Annotated in this window: 20 protein-coding genes and 4 tRNA genes; 3 read left to right on the top strand and 21 right to left on the bottom strand. The window is 44.0% G+C overall.

Features of this window, described 5'->3' with window-relative positions:
- The first annotated feature begins 5 nt into the window (after positions 1-5).
- On the top strand, positions 6-266 hold the full coding sequence (locus ACJ28U_RS02165; protein ID WP_407618252.1) for a hypothetical protein: 261 nt from the start codon (positions 6-8) through the stop codon (positions 264-266).
- A gap of 72 nt (positions 267-338) precedes the next feature.
- On the opposite strand, the gene ACJ28U_RS02170 is transcribed toward ACJ28U_RS02165, so the two are convergent.
- From ACJ28U_RS02170 to ACJ28U_RS02210, 9 genes are all read right to left on the bottom strand, one after another.
- Positions 339-1,049, bottom strand: a complete 711-nt coding sequence (locus tag ACJ28U_RS02170) for a LysM peptidoglycan-binding domain-containing protein (protein ID WP_407618253.1) — start codon at positions 1,047-1,049, stop codon at positions 339-341.
- Between the two features lie 511 nt (positions 1,050-1,560).
- The gene (locus ACJ28U_RS02175; protein WP_010373371.1) at positions 1,561-1,902 is read right to left on the bottom strand and encodes a cysteine desulfurase; all 342 of its coding nucleotides are present in this window, start codon (positions 1,900-1,902) and stop codon (positions 1,561-1,563) included.
- A 66-nt stretch (positions 1,903-1,968) separates the two neighbouring features.
- Positions 1,969-2,787 carry an alpha/beta hydrolase gene (locus ACJ28U_RS02180; protein WP_407618254.1) on the bottom strand — a complete coding sequence of 273 codons (819 nt, stop codon included), beginning with the start codon at positions 2,785-2,787 and terminating at the stop codon, positions 1,969-1,971.
- A gap of 155 nt (positions 2,788-2,942) precedes the next feature.
- Positions 2,943-3,956, bottom strand: a complete 1,014-nt coding sequence (locus tag ACJ28U_RS02185) for a VOC family protein (protein ID WP_010373374.1) — start codon at positions 3,954-3,956, stop codon at positions 2,943-2,945.
- A gap of 217 nt (positions 3,957-4,173) precedes the next feature.
- On the bottom strand, positions 4,174-4,866 hold the full coding sequence (locus ACJ28U_RS02190; protein WP_407618255.1) for a 5'-methylthioadenosine/adenosylhomocysteine nucleosidase: 693 nt from the start codon (positions 4,864-4,866) through the stop codon (positions 4,174-4,176).
- Between the two features lie 33 nt (positions 4,867-4,899).
- Positions 4,900-5,190 carry a hypothetical protein gene (locus ACJ28U_RS02195; protein ID WP_407618256.1) on the bottom strand — a complete coding sequence of 97 codons (291 nt, stop codon included), beginning with the start codon at positions 5,188-5,190 and terminating at the stop codon, positions 4,900-4,902.
- A 1-nt stretch (position 5,191) separates the two neighbouring features.
- Positions 5,192-5,761, bottom strand: a complete 570-nt coding sequence (locus tag ACJ28U_RS02200) for an NUDIX hydrolase (protein WP_099087755.1) — start codon at positions 5,759-5,761, stop codon at positions 5,192-5,194.
- Position 5,762: 1 nt separating this feature from the next.
- Entirely contained in the window at positions 5,763-5,984 is a 222-nt protein-coding gene (locus tag ACJ28U_RS02205) for a cold-shock protein (RefSeq protein WP_099087754.1), read from the bottom strand.
- Positions 5,985-5,999: 15 nt separating this feature from the next.
- Positions 6,000-6,368, bottom strand: a complete 369-nt coding sequence (locus tag ACJ28U_RS02210; protein ID WP_010373384.1) for a DUF3397 family protein — start codon at positions 6,366-6,368, stop codon at positions 6,000-6,002.
- A gap of 113 nt (positions 6,369-6,481) precedes the next feature.
- On the opposite strand from ACJ28U_RS02210, the gene ACJ28U_RS02215 reads away from it, so the two are divergent.
- Positions 6,482-6,601 (top strand): DUF4044 domain-containing protein, encoded by a 120-nt coding sequence (locus ACJ28U_RS02215; RefSeq protein WP_010373386.1) that lies wholly within the window; start codon positions 6,482-6,484, stop codon positions 6,599-6,601.
- 52 nt (positions 6,602-6,653) lie between these two features.
- On the opposite strand, the gene ACJ28U_RS02220 is transcribed toward ACJ28U_RS02215, so the two are convergent.
- From ACJ28U_RS02220 to ACJ28U_RS02250, 7 genes are all read right to left on the bottom strand, one after another.
- Complete coding sequence (locus ACJ28U_RS02220; protein WP_099087753.1) at positions 6,654-7,775, bottom strand: ATP-grasp domain-containing protein; 1,122 nt, start codon at positions 7,773-7,775, stop codon at positions 6,654-6,656.
- 26 nt (positions 7,776-7,801) lie between these two features.
- Positions 7,802-8,473 (bottom strand): glycoside hydrolase family 73 protein, encoded by a 672-nt coding sequence (locus tag ACJ28U_RS02225; protein ID WP_099087752.1) that lies wholly within the window; start codon positions 8,471-8,473, stop codon positions 7,802-7,804.
- 12 nt (positions 8,474-8,485) lie between these two features.
- Entirely contained in the window at positions 8,486-10,243 is a 1,758-nt protein-coding gene (gene cydC / locus ACJ28U_RS02230; protein ID WP_099087751.1) for a thiol reductant ABC exporter subunit CydC, read from the bottom strand.
- Positions 10,236-11,969 carry a thiol reductant ABC exporter subunit CydD gene (cydD, locus tag ACJ28U_RS02235; RefSeq protein WP_407618257.1) on the bottom strand — a complete coding sequence of 578 codons (1,734 nt, stop codon included), beginning with the start codon at positions 11,967-11,969 and terminating at the stop codon, positions 10,236-10,238. The genes cydC and cydD overlap by 8 nt, the downstream gene beginning before the upstream one ends.
- A gap of 84 nt (positions 11,970-12,053) precedes the next feature.
- The gene (gene cydB, locus ACJ28U_RS02240; protein WP_099087749.1) at positions 12,054-13,058 is read right to left on the bottom strand and encodes a cytochrome d ubiquinol oxidase subunit II; all 1,005 of its coding nucleotides are present in this window, start codon (positions 13,056-13,058) and stop codon (positions 12,054-12,056) included.
- A 2-nt stretch (positions 13,059-13,060) separates the two neighbouring features.
- On the bottom strand, positions 13,061-14,530 hold the full coding sequence (locus ACJ28U_RS02245) for a cytochrome ubiquinol oxidase subunit I (RefSeq protein WP_010373398.1): 1,470 nt from the start codon (positions 14,528-14,530) through the stop codon (positions 13,061-13,063).
- 267 nt (positions 14,531-14,797) lie between these two features.
- On the bottom strand, positions 14,798-15,412 hold the full coding sequence (locus ACJ28U_RS02250; protein ID WP_085638887.1) for an ECF transporter S component: 615 nt from the start codon (positions 15,410-15,412) through the stop codon (positions 14,798-14,800).
- A gap of 148 nt (positions 15,413-15,560) precedes the next feature.
- Here ACJ28U_RS02250 and ACJ28U_RS02255 point away from each other — a divergent pair, with 148 nt between their 5' ends.
- The gene (locus tag ACJ28U_RS02255) at positions 15,561-16,508 is read left to right on the top strand and encodes an NAD(P)-dependent oxidoreductase (protein ID WP_407618258.1); all 948 of its coding nucleotides are present in this window, start codon (positions 15,561-15,563) and stop codon (positions 16,506-16,508) included.
- Between the two features lie 53 nt (positions 16,509-16,561).
- On the opposite strand, the gene ACJ28U_RS02260 is transcribed toward ACJ28U_RS02255, so the two are convergent.
- The 5 genes from ACJ28U_RS02260 to ACJ28U_RS02280 all read right to left on the bottom strand — a co-directional run bounded on the left by ACJ28U_RS02260 (position 16,562) and on the right by ACJ28U_RS02280 (position 18,187).
- Positions 16,562-17,425 carry a helix-turn-helix transcriptional regulator gene (locus ACJ28U_RS02260; protein ID WP_099087747.1) on the bottom strand — a complete coding sequence of 288 codons (864 nt, stop codon included), beginning with the start codon at positions 17,423-17,425 and terminating at the stop codon, positions 16,562-16,564.
- Between the two features lie 386 nt (positions 17,426-17,811).
- Positions 17,812-17,899: transfer RNA gene (locus tag ACJ28U_RS02265), tRNA-Ser, on the bottom strand.
- A gap of 26 nt (positions 17,900-17,925) precedes the next feature.
- Positions 17,926-17,999 (bottom strand) — tRNA-Ile (locus ACJ28U_RS02270).
- 12 nt (positions 18,000-18,011) lie between these two features.
- Positions 18,012-18,083 (bottom strand) — tRNA-Gly (locus ACJ28U_RS02275).
- A 31-nt stretch (positions 18,084-18,114) separates the two neighbouring features.
- A tRNA-Phe gene (locus ACJ28U_RS02280) sits at positions 18,115-18,187 on the bottom strand.
- Between the last annotated feature and the right edge of the window lie 65 nt (positions 18,188-18,252).

Below are 18,252 nucleotides of genomic sequence, written 5' to 3' on the forward strand. Positions count from 1 at the left end.
AATTTATGACACGTTTAGTAAAACTTGCAGATGATACCCTTGGCGAAGGCATTCTAATTGATGATGACCGACAGTTGGTCTCGCAAATTTTAGTACCAAGCCGTTATCAAACTGATCACATCACAGACGTGACCATTATGGCCACCCCCACAGATGTTTACAGTCTACAAATGCAATTGATCGCAAATCAAAAGTATTGGATGTGGCCCGTCACAGGAGCCGTGCTAGCCTTTCCTGACGCCGCAAAAAGCCATCGAGTTAACTAAAAAAAGCGCTTAGCGAACAGTGTGTTCGTTAAGCGCTTTTGTGTTATCGATTAATTATTATCTGGTTAAATCTTACCACCAACCGTTAGCCGCACGGAAGGCAATGGCGTTGTCAACTGAACCGTAACGTGACGTTGCGTAGTTCAACATACCTGAAGTTTGCTCAGAAACTGATCCGTAACCCCATGATTGGTTAGTTTGACCCAATCCGTGGTATTGACCGTTTGAGGCATCAACGTTACCACCTGATTCAGGCATAACAATAGCCGTCCACATAGCGTCAGTTCCACCAGCGGCAATAAATTGGTCATACGTTGAACCTGAAGCAGCAGCCGTAGTAGTTGTCGTCGCAACTGGTGTTGTGGCAACAGGCGCTGTGTAAGCTGTCGTATCTTCAGCTGACGTTGCTGCAACAACTGGTTCTGCTGAAGCAACAACCGTAGCTGGTACTGACGTTGCAACCGGCTCTGCTGAGGCAACAACTGCTTCCGTTGCAACTGGCGCTTGTGACGCAACAGCTGGTGCGACGTAAGCTTGCGTTGCATCATATGACGCGTTTGAAGCAACTGCATCGATTTCCAATTGCTCACCAACATAAATCAAGTTAGCGTTCGCAATGGCATTGTTTGCGACCAATGTATCGATCGTTGTGTTGTGGTTTGCTGCAATTTGTGACAACGTGTCACCTGATTGTACCGTGTATGTGTCAGCTGATGCATCAGCAGTCAAAGCGAACGTAGCCATACCAGCAACAGCCAATGCAGTAATCATCTTCTTATTCATGGGGAATATTTCTCCTTCTTGGTTAAAACTCTATATCTATAAATGTACAAATGTGTTCGAACAGTCGCGGCCAAATTGCTCTGCGACTGTGACACGTGTACCTCTCAACAACAGATATTAGTTTACCAACCTGAGCGCGCGTACTGTTACAAATAAAAGTCGTTGCGTTACGTCTCTATCTCAAACGCCTGTTTTTAGGTCACTTTGATGCAACAGTGCACGAATTGTTAGTCGAAATCATTGTTCTAATCACTTTTCTACAAAAATGATTAACCAGTTAAAAAACTAGATAATTTATGTCCAAAGTGCGAATTTTACATGATTTTACCTTAACATTCGGTTTAATTGAACCTTTTGTGACGTTAATATTACAAAAGATAAGTTGCGTTTTATAAAATACCGTAACTTTTAGTTATCCCTTTTTCCTTGCAAATGCCCAAATATCAAGGTTTTCTTTAAGTTCTGGATAAATAAAAACGCAATGGCGCCATTCTGCCATTGCGTTTTCTTGTTATTCAGCAAATAAAATTTCACGTTCAACCAGTTCGTTTAAGTAGAAACGATAGAGTTCAATCATTTCAGCGTTATCTTTGCGGTTGAAAATGTTCACCGTGGCTGCCCCGTTAGGATTAACCGTTTTAATTTTCACACCTGATAAATCCTTATCAACGACAACCTTAAGCTTAATAGCCTTTGCCAATCCCTTAGCTGGTTCGAGTGAACGTTGCATCACGTACGCACCTGCATTATTAGTGACAAATCCTGTATCACCGAGCGCGTATTTCTTTAATTGTGGGTTGAAGCGATATGTTACTGAATCGCCTACCACCTTAACTGTTGTTTCAAATGCCATTGTGACATCTCCCTTTACTAGTAACTTTCCCGACCATTTAAGCAGTCGTTTATGTGAATAATTTTACTAGTCTTCGGGCAACTTGGCTACCTCATCTTCATCTTCAGCCGGTTGACCATCTGGGTAGTGCCAATCATGATCATCTTCTTCGTGATGGTGATCGTGCCCGTGTTCATCATGGTGGTGGTGATCATGTTCATCTTCACCATACATCATTGAAGCTGGCCATTCTGGCTCATCATCCACATCGAGTAAGTCATTTGCATCAAGCCAAAGCTTCGCAGCTTGCATTTCAGGTTGTGACATCGTGTGTGACGTCTTAATCGCAAATGTCGACAATAGTGTGCCACCTTTGCGCAAATCTTCCGTCAACATATCAAAATTGGTCTCTGAGATAATTGGATCAAATTCACCAAATGATGCGAAGACGCGCGTATCCGTCAAATCTTGAATTTCTTCCAATCGTTCAACAGACATCGCGTGGAAGAGCAACGCTGTCTTCCATGGCGTGTCTTCACGAGCCATCATCGCATGAGCCCCAATATTTGCCCCGTTTGAGAAGCCCATCATAATCATGGCCTCTTCATGAAGCTCATAACGCTTAGCCAGTTCATGAACCGCATCAACTAACCAATCTGTTTCTGCGTGCAAAGATTCAAGATTAAACTCTCCCTCTTCATAACGCTCAAAATAACGATTCATACCATTTTCGCTAACGCGGCCACGAATCGAAATCTTAGGATTTTCGGGCGCCAAGAATTCAGCAATTTCAAGCAAGTCGGTTTCATCACCACCAGTTCCGTGTAGTAACAAAATTGGTGCTAAATCAGGGTCACCTGATACATAGGCATGCCGAATGGTGTTTTTATACTTTTTCTTAGCCATTATTTATTCTCCGTTCGAGTAAGTGTCTCTATTATATCTACTTTAACTAACTTTTAACAAGTAAAAGGCGACCTGTTTTCCGTACTTTTAGTGTACCTAATTTGTAAAAAAGAAGCAGGAACCAAGTTTCAACTTGTTCCTGCTTCAAATAATCATTAGTTTTCTGCGTTATCAGAAACGTTCTTCTTGAACACCTCTGGTGAAGGCAAATCATCGTTTGATGAGTTGAATGGAATCAATCCAGCTTCAATTTCATCACGCATGTTTTCCAAGAATGGTGGCAACTCCAAGTGGTGACCAGCCTCTTCGTACGTCTCGTCTTGCAAGAATCCTGGTCCGTTCGTAGCGATTTCGAACAAGATTCCTGGTGTTGGACGGAAGTACTCTGACTTGAAGTAGAAACGATCCACGAATCCAGAGTCTTGGAAGCCCAATTGACGCAAACGGTTGATCCAGAAGTTCAAAGCCGTCTCATCATCAACTGCCAAGGCGAAGTGGTGCGCGTTTCCATAACCTTGCAAACCACGTGGCAACAAACGTACCAAACGCGTGTGGACTTGACCACCGAATCCGGCATTGTCGAACTCGTACAAAACATCATCGCCATCGCGGGCGACTTCCTTAGCGCCCAAAACAGACGTCAAAACCATGTGCATAGCGTTTTCATTGTTAATCGTCAACAATTGTGCACCCAAACCAAGTACAGCGTGTTGTGGATCAACTGATGAATATTGCCATGGCGTACCTTCAGCCCAAGTACCCGTGTTCTTTTCGTTTGACTCCAAAGCGTACAATTGTCCGTCGAAGTCCTCAAAGTCCAAGTACTTTACACCAAACTCTTCGTGAGTTTCTGCGTCGTGCTTAACACCGAATTCGTCAAAACGCTTAATCCAGTAATCGAATGAAGCGTCTGAAGGAATACGGAACGCCGTACGCGTAATTTCATCCGTACCGTGGATGGCCTTATTGATACCTGGGAAGTCGAAGAACGTCAAAACCGTTCCAGCTGATCCCATATCATCAGTAAAGTACAAGTGGTACGTACGTACGTCATCTTGGTTAACGGTCTTCTTAATCAAGTGAAGACCCAAAACCCCTGAAAAGAAATCAAAAATCTTTGGTGAATCTGACGTAATCGTCGTCAAGTGGTGAATTCCACGGATAGTCATATTCGGATGCTCCTTCGTTTCATGTAATTCTCTTAATGAATGATATTAGAATAACAGAACTATTTTTGAAATGGAAATAAAAAGGTGTACTTTTTGTAAGTTAATATGCTTAACATCTATTATAACCCGTTATGACACAACCTGTATGGTCACAGGATTATCATCATCCGAAAAAAGCAACGTTGCATCAGCCTGCAACGTTGCTCTTTAGCCATTATTATTGCTTGTTAAAGAAATCAATCAACACTTGTGCTGATTGCTTACCAGCATCGACGATAAATTCGTCAAACGTTGGGCCAGCTTCACCATTCGCATTATCTGAGATAGCACGAACAACTGCAAATGGCACATCGAAGTAATGTGCCACTTGAGCAATTGACGCACCTTCCATCTCAGCAGATTGTGCGTCAGCAAAGTTTGCCAAAATTGTTTGCTTTTGCTCTTCGCCAGAGATAAATGAATCACTCGTCACAATCAAGCCACGAACCAAACGAGCGTCAGTTACATCACCGTATACAGCTGCCAAGCCTGCTGATAGGTCTTCATCCGTCACAAAGCGTGCTGGTTGTTGTGGTACTTGCCCGTAGACATAACCAAATGCACGGGCATCTGCGTCGGCGTAGGCCAATTCTGACGCTACCACTACATCCCCAATGCGCAAGTCAGCACCCAATGCGCCAGCTGATCCAGAATTAATCACGGCATCAACCGCAAAGTTTGTGATTAACAAAGTTGTCGTCAATGCTGACGCAACCTTCCCAATTCCTGACTCAACCACCACAACGTCAACGTTACCAATCTTACCATGGTGAAAAAGTTTGCCGGCAATTGTCGTTTGCTTTTCGTCCGTCATTGCTGCTACCAAGGCCGCTTTCTCTTCAGCCATGGCATTAATAATTCCATAACGCATGTTCGTTAAACTCTCACTTTCAAAATCACTCTACTACAACAAAAATAATATTAAATAAGTCACAACGATTAACACCACTAACACAATAATCGCGATATTAAGTCGATGCTTTAACCGGGCAGATTTTCCAACCGGCGTCAGTTCATGCGTTATCGGGTCGAGCTCATAACGTCCCTTCCCCGATAAACGATACTCTCGCCGCGTTAAATGATCGTTTACTTGCTCAGGTTGCGACTGTAACGGTACACTACCTAGCCCATCATCATTGCCATCGGTCGTATAATCAGCTGGACCTTGAGGTGTCTTTTCCTTCTGCCAAAACATATCACTTACCTGCCAAACGAAGTGTCTTCCAGTACAAATAAGCCATTGCGGTCTTACCGTCATCAAGTTCGCCCGCTTCAAACAAACGTGTTGCCTCAGCAAAGTCCACGGTCACCAAATCGATTTGCTCATCGTCATCTTGTGGGAGTTCGGTTCCGACTGGCACCAAATCGGTCGCTAAATAAAGCGTCATGAATTCATCTGCAAACCCAATCGACGTATAAAAGCCGGCAATTTTTTCGACATGGCCCGCTTGTAACCGCGTTTCTTCATTTAACTCACGATTAACCGTATCTAACGGATCCGTATCACGTTCATCCATTTTACCGGCCGGTATTTCCAGGGTCACTTTTTTGACCGGTGCACGCCATTGACGTTCCAGAATCATTTCATCATCGGCGGTCAATGCTAATACACCAATGGCATCGGCATGATAAACAACATCACGCTTAGCTTGGCGACCGTCTGGCAAGACAACAGTCTGCTCGGTTACCCGAACGATATGACCGTCATATTGTTCTTCTTCAGAAATAACGCGCTCACGAAACTTATCGTCATATTGTGATGCCATGTTATGCCTCCCCAGTCACTTTAACCTCAACAGCCGCTGCTTGCGGACCACGAACGCCCTGTACGACAACCAGCTTAACCGGTTCACCAACTTCTAAATCACGAACACGTGGTGTTTCAATTGCTGAAAAGTGGACGAAGACGTCATCTTCGCCCTTCAATTCAATAAAACCAAAGCCATTATCAGCATTCCAGGTCTTAACGTAACCTTCAATTTTTTCCATAATTATTATCTCTTTCTATTTCGTCACAACAAAAGCAAAGATTGCCATTGCAATCATTACTACAAAGCTGCCCAGACCAACAACGCGCCACCACATAATCCAGAATTTGCGCGTCTCAAACGTTTCGCGCACAAAACCTTGATACAGAGCGATGCCAATGCCCCAGAGGACAAACATCAATAAAATTGGCGCTAAAATTGATTGATGCCAAATTTGAAACGTCATCGATTCGATACTCCACCACGTTACAAATGTTGCTAAATCAATTGCCCGCAAATGTTTCGGCCAGCTATACAGGAAGACCGTGCGTTGACCAATCCACAGGAGACCCCAAATAACAAAAGCCAGGGCGACCGTAATGGGCCAGTTAAAAACTGTCAGCATGGTTGTCCTCCTACACTAATTTTAACAACTGTCTAACAGTCGTTCTACTTGTCTATTCTATCATATCGGCAAATGGTACAATAGAATTAATCAACAATCAAAAGGAAATCCATATGGCTAAGAAAAAAGAAAAGTCAACGATGCAAAAGATTATTCAAGGCTTCGTTATTTTTATGTTATTACTCTCATTGGCAGGTGTGTTCATCACGCTGTTCCAAGTTATGATGGGTTAAAAAAACTACCTTTACGACGTAAACGTAAAGGTAGTTTTTTTATTTGATAATGTTAATCGGCAAACTGCCAGACACCGGCCACATGCAATTGATTAAACAGCAACGTCACTGAAGGGCCACAAGCTAAGACATACCCTGCTTTTCCAGTTGTATCAGGAAAACGGTAAAAATAAATCTGCCAATTAGCTTGAATTTCCCAATGACGCATCAATGCCGGCACTTGTTCAGTTGTAAACGGCATATAGATTGCTGCCTGATTAATTAAAATGTCTGACAGTGCTTGTCCTGTAATAGCCCGCACGTGTTGCTCAGCCACAGATACATTGGTTGTTGCTGTATACACGGCAGCTGTTTCTTGCACACCCGCTGCAATATCACGAATATAAAGGTTACCCGTACTACTGTAGAAGAATGCCACGTTATAAGCACCAATGTACTGCAAAGCTTCACCGACTTGCTCTGTTACGCCCAACATAACCGTCATTAAATCATCGGCGATGTCTCCAATAGTCCACGCACGTCGCATGTGATCCGTCGCAACCGCAGTTTGTCGCAGTGGGTAAATTTTAATGTCCCCTGTGACGCCACGGACTGCCGTCATGGCAAATTCTTGGACATCATCGAGCCACGTCTCAACAATCAACGTGCCACCATCAATCATCGGTGCAACAAGCCCTAAATCCCAATCGCCTCGCAGAATAACGGTATCGTCGTGATGCTTGTGTTTAAAAATTGGTTTAACCACCACCGGGTAACCAAGGTCCGCGGCTGCATGTGCAACCTCGTCCAATGAGCTCACTGTTTCATACGGCAAAATATTTAATGACTGACTTTCGGCAAAAGCTCGTCCCAGAGCGTGATCATCAGTCAGTTGTAATAAATCCGTGCCCTGTGGTAACCGTGATTCAGCCAATGCATCGATGACTTTGGCTGGTAACCATGATGACGTATAAGTCACCATTGATGATAGCGCAAGAAAATTTTGCAGCGCTGTTAAATCACCGGCTGTTTCAACGAAACGGTAATCCGCTTCAGATAACACTGGCGCCTCAGGGTTCGTGCTATATGCCGCCACATTGTAACCCATATTATGGGCAACTTGAGCGACATACTGGCTCATCATATCATCGCCTAAAATACCAATTGTTGATCCTGGTAAAAATTCAAGACTCATACTTTTTCTCACTTCGTTTCGTAACTCTAATTAACATCATATTGATTTAAATGATACGTTTCAATCATTTGCACGATTTTTGTCGCATAACCTGGATCAGTCGCATAACCACCACTAACCAGCGCCTGCGCCGCCGCTTTATAATCGGCTGCATAAATCACACCTGCATAACGTTGGGCATTATCTGTCGTTCCGTGGGCCAAGAGGTACGCGTGGTCATCCATCGACGTACGCCAATCTTGATACGTTCTGAAACTTGCATTGATGGTCACCCATTCGTCATTAACATATTCTTTAGTAGCCAGCGTCACGCTCGGCATACCGGGTGAAGCCTTCACACCAAAGAAATTATTATACTTTGCAGCAAGCTCCGATCGTCCCCAATCTGATTCTAAGGCGGCTTGCGCAATACTAATTGAGGCACGTACGCCATACTCCGCCTGCAAATTTTGGGCTTCTGGGGCAAGACGGTCAATGAATTGTTCCCGGGTTAATTGATTTAACGGTAAATCAGCTGTCGGCGTCTGCGCGGCAGCCTCATGATGTTGCATATCAGTTTGCCAAATCGCCACGCCTAGAATAAGCACAACTAGTACAATCACCCGCGGCCATTGCAGTCGCCCTTTTTTAACGAAAAAATGTGACAACTGAAAATTGCGTTTTGGCCGTCGTGGCCGACGCTTTTTTCTTTTTGCCATCACCTTTCCCTCCTATTCCGACGTTAAATCGCCATGATCCAGAGCCAGCAGGCGCTGGAAACGACGCTCAGTGGCCATTAACTTAGCTGGTGTACCCGCCATCGCAATTTGTTGATTCTCTATAAAAATAACCTTATCAACGAGCTCGATTCCGGTCAAGTGGTGGGTAACCCAAATCACAGTTTTATCATGTAACGTTTTAAAAATCGTCTGCAATACGGCCAATTCCGTAATTGGATCTAACGCAACTGTTGGTTCATCTAAAATTACAATCGGTGTATCTTGCAATAAGATACGGGCCAACGCGAATCGTTGTCGTTCACCACCGGAAAAACGACTCCCCATCTCACTCATTGGTGTGGCTAGGCCGTCAGGTAATTGTACCACGAGTTCTTTTAAATTAACCTGTTCTAACACGTCCCACAACTCTGCATCAGTCGCGTCAAGTTTCCCCAACCGCAAATTATTAGCGACCGTACTAGCAAATAGGTACGGTTGTTGATCTAACACCGCAATTAATGTCGACCGTTCACTACTCAAATCAGCCACTGCCGTACCACCAATGGTAACTGTACCAGCCAAGGGCATTTCGTCACCAAGTAATAGTTTCAAAAGGGTTGTCTTTCCTGCACCAGATTGACCAAGAATCGCGATTTTTTGTCCATCTGGAATCGTCAGAGACATGTCCCGTAACACCGGTGTTTGATCGTAACCAAACGTCACCTGATTGAGCACAATTGTCGAATTGCCTGGCAGTGCGGCCTGCTGTGCCGTTTGTAGCTGTGCCTCAGCTTGCGCCTGTTCATCCATCTCATTTAACCGTGTAATCGAATTTTGATAACGCGGCCATTCACCTACCCCAGTGCTAATAGAGGTCAAGGCATCTTCGGCCGGAAAAATAGCTAACACAAATGCGGCAATCCAATTAACCCCAAAACTTGTGCCCCCAAAGTGACGAGTTGCAAAAACTAGCAGGACAATTGCCGTCAATCCAATTATCATCGCACCACTAAAATCACGCCACCAATTGAAATGCGCCTGTTTAGACTTCAACTGATTAATGGCGTTGAAGTCAGCTTGTTGTCGATCAGCCAATTCTGCTGTTCGGCCAGCTAAAATCCAATCTTGCAAGCCCATGACCGTATCCGTTAAATCTGTATATAATTCGGCTTCTAGTTGCTGTTGTTTAAAATCACGTGCCCCATTGACGGCTAGCGTAATCATCGGCGCTAAGATGGTGGTCATCCCCAATATCAAGAAGATTGCCAAGGCAAATCCCCAATCAAATACGCCGACACCAATCGCAATTAGGACGTAGATGACTAACCCAATTACGGTTGGAAACAGGGTCCGCAAGTAAAAGTTTTCAATCTTAAACAAGTCATTTGCTAAAACATTCAAAACCTCACCCGTTTGCGTTTTCGCATAAACCGATTTTGTTCCCGTTTCAACTAACTCATATAACCGCCGACGGAAAGTCGACACAATTTTAAGTACCCAATTGTGTGACACGAGTCGCTCGGCGTAGCGGAATGATGGTCGTCCAATTCCGAATGCACGTGTCAATACGATGGGGACATATACCATCAAAATATTTTCAGGAATCTGTGCCGAACGTGAAATCAGGAACCCTGAGGTAAACATCAAAGCCGCCCCAGAAAACGTTGTCATAAATCCTAGGAAAATAATCAAGGCTAATAATTTTTTATATGACCTGAGGTATGGAAATACCCAGGTGTCTCGTTTGATCAGTAATATCATTTTACGCATGTGTCGTTCCTCGCATCGCTGCTTGTAAGGTCACGAAGTAGCCGTTATTCGCAATTAAGTCAGCCAGTGTTCCTTGTTCAGCTATTTCACCATCTCGCATCACAATAATCCAATCCATTTGGCGCAACCAGTGTAATCGATGCGTGGCAAAAATAACTAATCGATTGTCGAAAACCGGTAACATCGTTTCTTTTAGCAACGCTTCAGTTTCAATATCCAAGTGTGCAGTCGGTTCATCCAGCAAAAGAACACGACGCTCTTCGTCGAGCATAATCCGGGCTAGCCCAATCCGTTGTGCTTGACCACCGGACGTTTGCATTGCCCCTTCACCAATTAACGTATCCAGTCCATCAGCTAGACTAGCAAACCAATCGGCGAGTCCGACTCGTTGTAGCACTGCAACCAGATCCTCGTCACGCTGATCGGGTGCATAAAATGCCAGGTTAGCTCGTAGTGTGTCATGAAAAATATACGGATGTTGTGGCAACACCTGAATTTGCTCTTGCCATTGACGCTGTTGTAGGTGTGGCAATGCTTGTTCATTAATCTTTACATCACCCTCGCCAACTAAGAATCCACCTAACAAATTGAGCAAAGTCGATTTTCCTGACCCAGAAGTGCCAACTAAGGCCACTTTAGTATGACCGGTCAAGGATAAGTTAATCCGCTGAAGTGCTGGTCGGTCAGTATTGGGATAACTAAATGATACCTGGTCTAAAGTCAACGTATCCGTTGCTTGCCAACGTTGACTCTGTCGCACATACCGATTCGTTTCCGGTGCAACCGGTTGTTCTAACAAAGTCATGATATCTGCTAAAGCGTTCTTACCATTTAGTGTGGCATGATAATCATTAGCAAAATTTCGGATTGGCAAAAAATATTCGGGCGCCAAAACTAAAATCGTTAAGGCCGGCAACAAGTGTGTTGCCCCATCCATTAAACCTAACCCCAAGAACAAGGCAACAACCGCAATTGATAATGTTGTAAAAAAGTCCAACGCAAACGTTGATAAGATAGCAATCTTAAGCGTGCTCATCGTCGCTTTACGATGGTCTTCAGAAACATCGTAAATATTTTGCGCATATTGCTTGGCTAACCCCAATTGTTTCAACGTTGTTAGGCCTCGGAGTGAATCAACGAAATGATTCGATAAACGGTTAAACGTTTCATACTCTCGGTCAGCCTTTGCTTGGGCTGCCAATCCCAGCACAATCATGAAAATCACAATCACTGGATAAATGACAAATAAAAATACCGCCTGTTTGAAATTAATTGTCGCAATATACAACAAAATGAGCCATGGGGTGATGCTCATATCAAATAATTTCACCAACACCAAAGTTAAATAATCATGAACTTGGTCAATTCCTTCAACTGCTAACGTCACTGACTTACCAGTGCCTTGATTGGCCACCGTTCGTGGACCTAAAGCCGCATACTTCTGTGTTAACTGTGTCTGCAAACTAGCCGTCGTTTTGTCGGCGAATGGGGCCAACGCATATTGCTTAGCGACCCCCATTACTTGTCGCAACAAGTAAGCCAACATAAACCAAACAAGCACCATGCCAATTGATGTTAATTGATGGCCGCCCCACAAATCAGTAATGGCGACACTTAGAAACCGTCCTTGACCGATAATGGCAATCGCCTGAATCAACGTTAGCAGTGATAACACGCCGAGTGCTTGCCGGGCACCCGGAAATTTAAACAATCGTTTATCTAACATGACAAACTCTCCATTTTCTCGATATGTACAAAGGGGACCAAGTTAACCTTGATCCCCTTCCATGTCCGTACGCGACGGGCATTATTACTTCTTAACAACAATGCGTTGACGGAAGATATAGAAACTCCAAATTTGGTATGCCAAGACAATTGGCAAAGCCGTCAACGAAATAATTGTCATCCACTTCAGTGTGTATGCTGATGATGTTGCATTCTTCAACAGCAATGACATGCTTGGTACATCCCCAACAATCACACGTGGGAACAAACCGGTAAATAATAGTAGCACGACTGCAATGATGGCCAATCCCAACGTGATAAATGACCAAACATTATGACGCTTCAAACCAGTTAGCCACGCAATAACCGTCAATAGGACAATCACAGCTAGAAACGCTACTGTAATCAATGGTTTCTTAGCAAAGAAGTCAGTAAACAAGAACAAGCCTGCCGCAAAAGCAACTTCACCAACCAACAAAACTGGGTACAACACCTTGATTTGTGTTTGAACTCGGTCGTGTAGGACGCCCGTCTCTACCTTCAAGCGGAGGTAATTCAAACCGTGGACATATGACAACAACGCCACTGCAACACCCCCAATAATCGAGAAGACGTTGAAGTAGTCAAAGAACGTTGCTGACATGTCGCCGGCTTTATCCAATGGCATTCCCTGCACAACATCTGCAAACAAAACCCCGAATAGGAATGGTACAAAGAACGACGTAACCGCCGAGATGGTTGTCCACAAATTACGATACTTGGCTGTCTTCATTTGCTCACGAAACTCAAATGAAACACCACGATAGATTAACCCTAACAAAATCGCAAATAAGATTAAGTAGAAACCTGAAAATAGTGATGCGTACCAAAATGGCATCGCTGCGAACATGGCACCACCGGCAGTAATCAACCATACTTCATTGCCATCCCAGTGAGGACCGATTGATGCAATCAACGCATCTTCTTCATGTTCTGTTTTCGCAACACCTTTCAGTGCCATTCCAATTCCGAAATCAAATCCCTCTAGAAAGAAAAATCCAGCAAACAGAACGGCAATCAAAACAAACCATAAAATTTGAAAATCTGTCATGCTTAAGCCTCCTTGCCAGCTTCAAATGCTTTTGCGGAGAATGGATCAACCAATTCTTCGGCCACACGTTCTTCAGAATCAGGCCCGGCAATCATCACGCGTCGTGACAACATCACCATCAAACCACCCAAAACAGCAAACGTTAGGAAGTACAAAATATTTGATGTTAGTAGGGAAGCAAATGACACATTTGGTGACACGGCATCAGCAATTGTCAAAACACCGTAAACTACCCACGGTGCTCGTCCTAATTCTGTAACCAGCCAACCAGCCGTAATGGCAACGAATGGCAAGTACATTGCTAGTCCGAAAATCCACAATGCCCACTTGTATTTCGTAATATCAAGCTTAGACTTCTTACGAACAGCCCATAAAGCAACGACTGATAGTAGGCCAAAAGCCCCAGCCGACATAGCCATAATACGGAATGCATAGTAAATCGTATTGTTTGGTAGGTAGTAGTTCATATCCTTACCAAACTTAAGATCATACTTTTCGTGTAATTCTTTATTAATTTCTGTCCAACCTTGGCTGCCACCAACAAGCGAGTGGTGCGCCAAAATTGACAATACGTATGGCACGTCCAATGACCATTCAACTTCGTGAGTCTTTGGATTCGTGTAAGCGACGACCGACCAAGGCGCCGATTCGTTCTTACCACCAACGTTTTTATCAAGTCCTTCGGTTGCAGCGAACTTCATTGGTTGGTCATCTTGCAAGTACAATGAGTGACGATCACCGGTCAGGCCAATTCCTGCCGTTCCAACTAATGCCACAATTGCTGCAATCTTAATTGACTTCTTAAAGAAATCTAGTTCATGTGTTGGCTTACGCAACAATGACCAAGCAGATACTCCCATCACAACAAATGATCCTGCCAAGAACGTCCCAAAGATAACGTGTGGGAATTCTAGCCACAACTGGTGATTCTGTAGCAATGCTGGAAAATCGACCAAAACGGCGCGGTCAAACTTATGATCTACCTTGAAACCGATTGGATTTTGCATAAATGAGTTAGCCGCCAAAATCCACAAAGAAGAAAAGGCTGACCCAATCGTGGTAATCCAGATAAAGGCCAAATGAAGTCCCTTATTGAAACGCTCCCAGCCGAACATCCACAAACCCAAGAAAGTCGATTCCATGAAGAACGCTACCAACGCCTCAACGGCCAAAGCTGGTCCAAAGATGTCCCCGACATAGCGTGAATATCGTGACCAGTTCATCCCAAATTGGAATTCCTGAACGATACCTGTAACAACACCCACTGCAAAACTAAGTAAGAAAATCTTACCCCAGAACTTCGTCATGCGTTTGTATTGCTCATCTTTTTTGATGACATACATCGTCTCCATAATTGCAACAACCAAACCTAGTCCGATTGACAGCGGTACGAAGAAGAAGTGAAATACAGTTGTCATGGCAAATTGCACACGTGCCAAGTCTAAAATAGACAGGCCCATTGTCAAATCCATACTGTTTGCCTCCTATAAAATATTAAATTATCCCTAAACAATGAATAAATGCTTACATAGTTCTAATTGTACAGAGTATGTCCTATTTTTACCACTTTATTTATGTCACTTTAGAATTTATTCATATAAATCACCCTTTCCGGACATTAATCGCAAAAAAAATCCCAGCTTCACGAATGAAACTGGGATTTATCACTGCAGCTATTGGTCACATCGGAGGTCTAAAACCGCCAACATTCCCAGTCTGCTTTATCCGAAAAATATTAATTACTCTGCTCGACGTAACACTGTCAAAACAGGTACACCAATTAATGGTACCAAAATAGCTGACACAATAATTTCAAAAATACCATTGAATCCAGCAACGCCGACGATTAACCAACCAAGCAAGCCGGTTTGTGGAATGCCGGTAAAGGTCGTGTGCATCACCGTAAAGCCAATCCAGGTGAAACCAAGTACGAAGAACGTGTTAATAAAAGCTGATAATGCACCAAGACCAACAAGCCAAATTGTTTGTTGCCCAAGTGAACGGTTCCTTACAAAACGCCAATATAGGTAGCCAATAATCAACCCGACCAGAATACGTGGTACAAGCGCTGTAATTGGGTTACGGAAAATCAATCCACCGATTACAGGCGCGTGCGTCCAAGCATTCCATAGCGCGTACGCTCCCCAAACAAAGCCAAGCAGTGCACCTCGCGCTGGACCAAGAATAAGCGCACCAATCGCAACCGTCACACTAATAATTTGTACAGCCGCACCCACGGCAAAAGCGCCAAGTGGTAAATAACCCAACCATGGAATAATTGATTGTACTAAAATAATTGCAATGAATAGCGCCGTCAATACCATTTGACGAGTCTTCAAGCGTGTATTTGTCATTTCCAATAACCTCTAAATTTATTAATGCGGTTATTATAGCAGGCTATCTGTGCAGACAGTGGAGAAAAGGGAATACACTATTAATAGACGAACTCCTATAAATGACATACACTTATCGTAAGCAACCCAAATCAAGGAGGAATTTATTATGTCACGCTTACTCTTAGAAGTTACAAAATTACAACCGCAAGACATTGCCGTCTTACATGATCTCGACATTACTGTTGTGACACCTGACACAGTCACAGCAGCTGATATCAGCGAAATTGAAATTAGTTACGGCTGGTCAACGGAAATCGGGGAAAAAATACTTGCTGATCCAACTAGCAAGCTGCGATGGGTTCAAGCCATGTCGGCCGGTGTCGATTACATGCCCTTAGCAGAGCTTTCTGCTCGACAAGTGATGTTAACGAACGCCAGTGGTTTGAAGTCCATCCCAATTGCCCAATCCGTAATCAGTTATATCCTGCATTTTGCTCGGGGGTTAAATGTTTATCAAACCCAAACCCACTGGCAAGAATTCACTGATCAATATACGATTAGCGAGCTACCTACCGTTATCTTTGGAACCGGCAACATTGGACGCCAAATTGCTCAGTATCTTAAGGCGTTTGGTGGGCGTGTCTATGGTGTCAACACCTCTGGTCATCCAGTTGAAGGATTTGATGACGTTGTCGCTATCGACAATCTAGATGCACTACCTGATGATATTGCTGTCGTCGTTGACGTCTTGCCGGGCACTGACACAACAGTTAACTTTTTCAACGCTGAACGTTTTGCAACCCTTGGCAACTTGTATTTGTTCATCAATGTCGGTCGTGGCACGACTGTCAACCAGCGTGATCTAATCACGGCATTGGAAACAGGGGCTATCCGTCAGGCAGCATTGGATGTCACGTTGCCTGAACCATTACCTGATAATTCACCCTTGTGGCAACAACCCAACCTCCTGCTAACACAACATACAACATGGGCAGAACATTCTAGTGCGGGACGTGCTGGCAACCTGTTCCCACTATTTATGAAGAACTTACCAAGTTACTTGGCAAATGAGCCTTTATCGGTTAATGTCGTAGATTTAACACGTGGTTACTAATACTTAAACCCCCAGCAAAATTTTTGCCGGGGGTTTTTAGTATTCATTACTAGCTATACCTCTTCAGGCATAACTGGTGTCAAATATTGCTTTACATCGTCTTGCAATTTGGCATCCTTAGAAAATTCAGCTGCTGCATATACCAGCATCTTCGCGTTGGCTGCTTCTTCTTCTAATGATAACGCATCTGCACAACGTGACCGTAACATTTGTAGTTCTACCATTTCATGATAGTCTGTCACTTCAGGCGCAGGTAGGATATCAATCGCCTCCGTAATCCGTTCCATCGCTCGTTGTGGGTCTTCGACGGCTAAATACATCTCCGCGCGATGACGGTTCGTATGAGCAATAACACGTGCCATACTGAGTTGCACATCCCGTGGCAATCGATGGATAATCCCACGCGCCCGTTCGAAACACTCTGATGCGTTAATGTGTTCACCTTGTGCTAACCAAGTCGCGCCCATCTCCGTGAAAATTTCGACCGTCAATTCATACTGATGCTTTTCGACATCTCCCAATGCTAACTGCAATAATTGCATGGCGTCCGCAATTCGATTTTCCGCTAGTGCAACCCGGGCTGACAAAACGTTGTATTCAGGATAAGCAAAGACTGGAATACGACTCATTAACCCTGGATTTTCCAGTGCTTCCGCTGCCTGCTCAATTTCGCGACGCTCAATCAATTGTCGCACGACACTTAGCGTCGTCAACATGCGGTTATCCATGCGTGCGACGTCCGATACCGTTAGTTGTAGACGATCACATAGCTTTTGTAACACTGTGATATTCGACACTTCATCTAGTCGCTCAATCCGTGATAGTAACGACTGATGACAAATACCTTCCGCAGCCTCTGCTTGCGAAATCCCCAATTGTTCACGCCGACGCTTTAGTGCACCACTTAATACCTTCATTACATAATCTCCCAATAATCCATAAGATATTTCTATCTTAACGGGGTGAAAATCAACTTACAAGCGCACCCTGTTAACTGTTAACAGGCACGCTAATTAATTTCATAGACAATTACGACAGATATCATTGCGCGAATATACTGTACATCAGCGCTAAATCACACCTATCCCACTGTAATTAGGTGAAGACATTTATTTTAAATATGCAAAAACTTCATCTCATAACAAAACACGGCAACAATAATTGCCTTGAGACGTGATTCTATCTCAACACATATCACTTAATCGATTAAAACAAAAAAACGTGATTCTGTATTTTACAGAATCACGTTTATCAATATCATTTGCAAATAAAAATGGTAGACAATTGCCTACCATTATCAGAGCGGAGACAGAGGGATTCGAACCCTCGCGCCAGTTTCCCGACCTACACCCTTAGCAGGGGCGCCTCTTCAGCCTCTTGAGTATGTCCCCATGTCAAAAGTTAACCTTTTAACCAATGGGACTGAGAGGACTCGAACCTCCGACCTCACCCTTATCAGGGGTGCGCTCTAACCAGCTGAGCTACAGTCCCATAAAACAAAAAAGCGGACGACGGGAATCGAACCCGCATTCCCAGCTTGGAAGGCTGGAGCACTAGCCATTGTACTACATCCGCAAAACTATCTGTACCTTTTGTTTTAAGGCAATGGCGCGGGACGGAATCGAACCGCCGACACTACGAGCTTCAATCGTATGCTCTACCAACTGAGCTACCGAGCCATTATAACGGTCACAACGGGATTCGAACCCGTGATCTTTCGCGTGACAGGCGAACGTCCTAACCA

Origin of the sequence: Weissella sp. MSCH1 (assembly GCF_045799135.1) — a bacterium.
GTDB lineage: Bacteria > Bacillota > Bacilli > Lactobacillales > Lactobacillaceae > Weissella.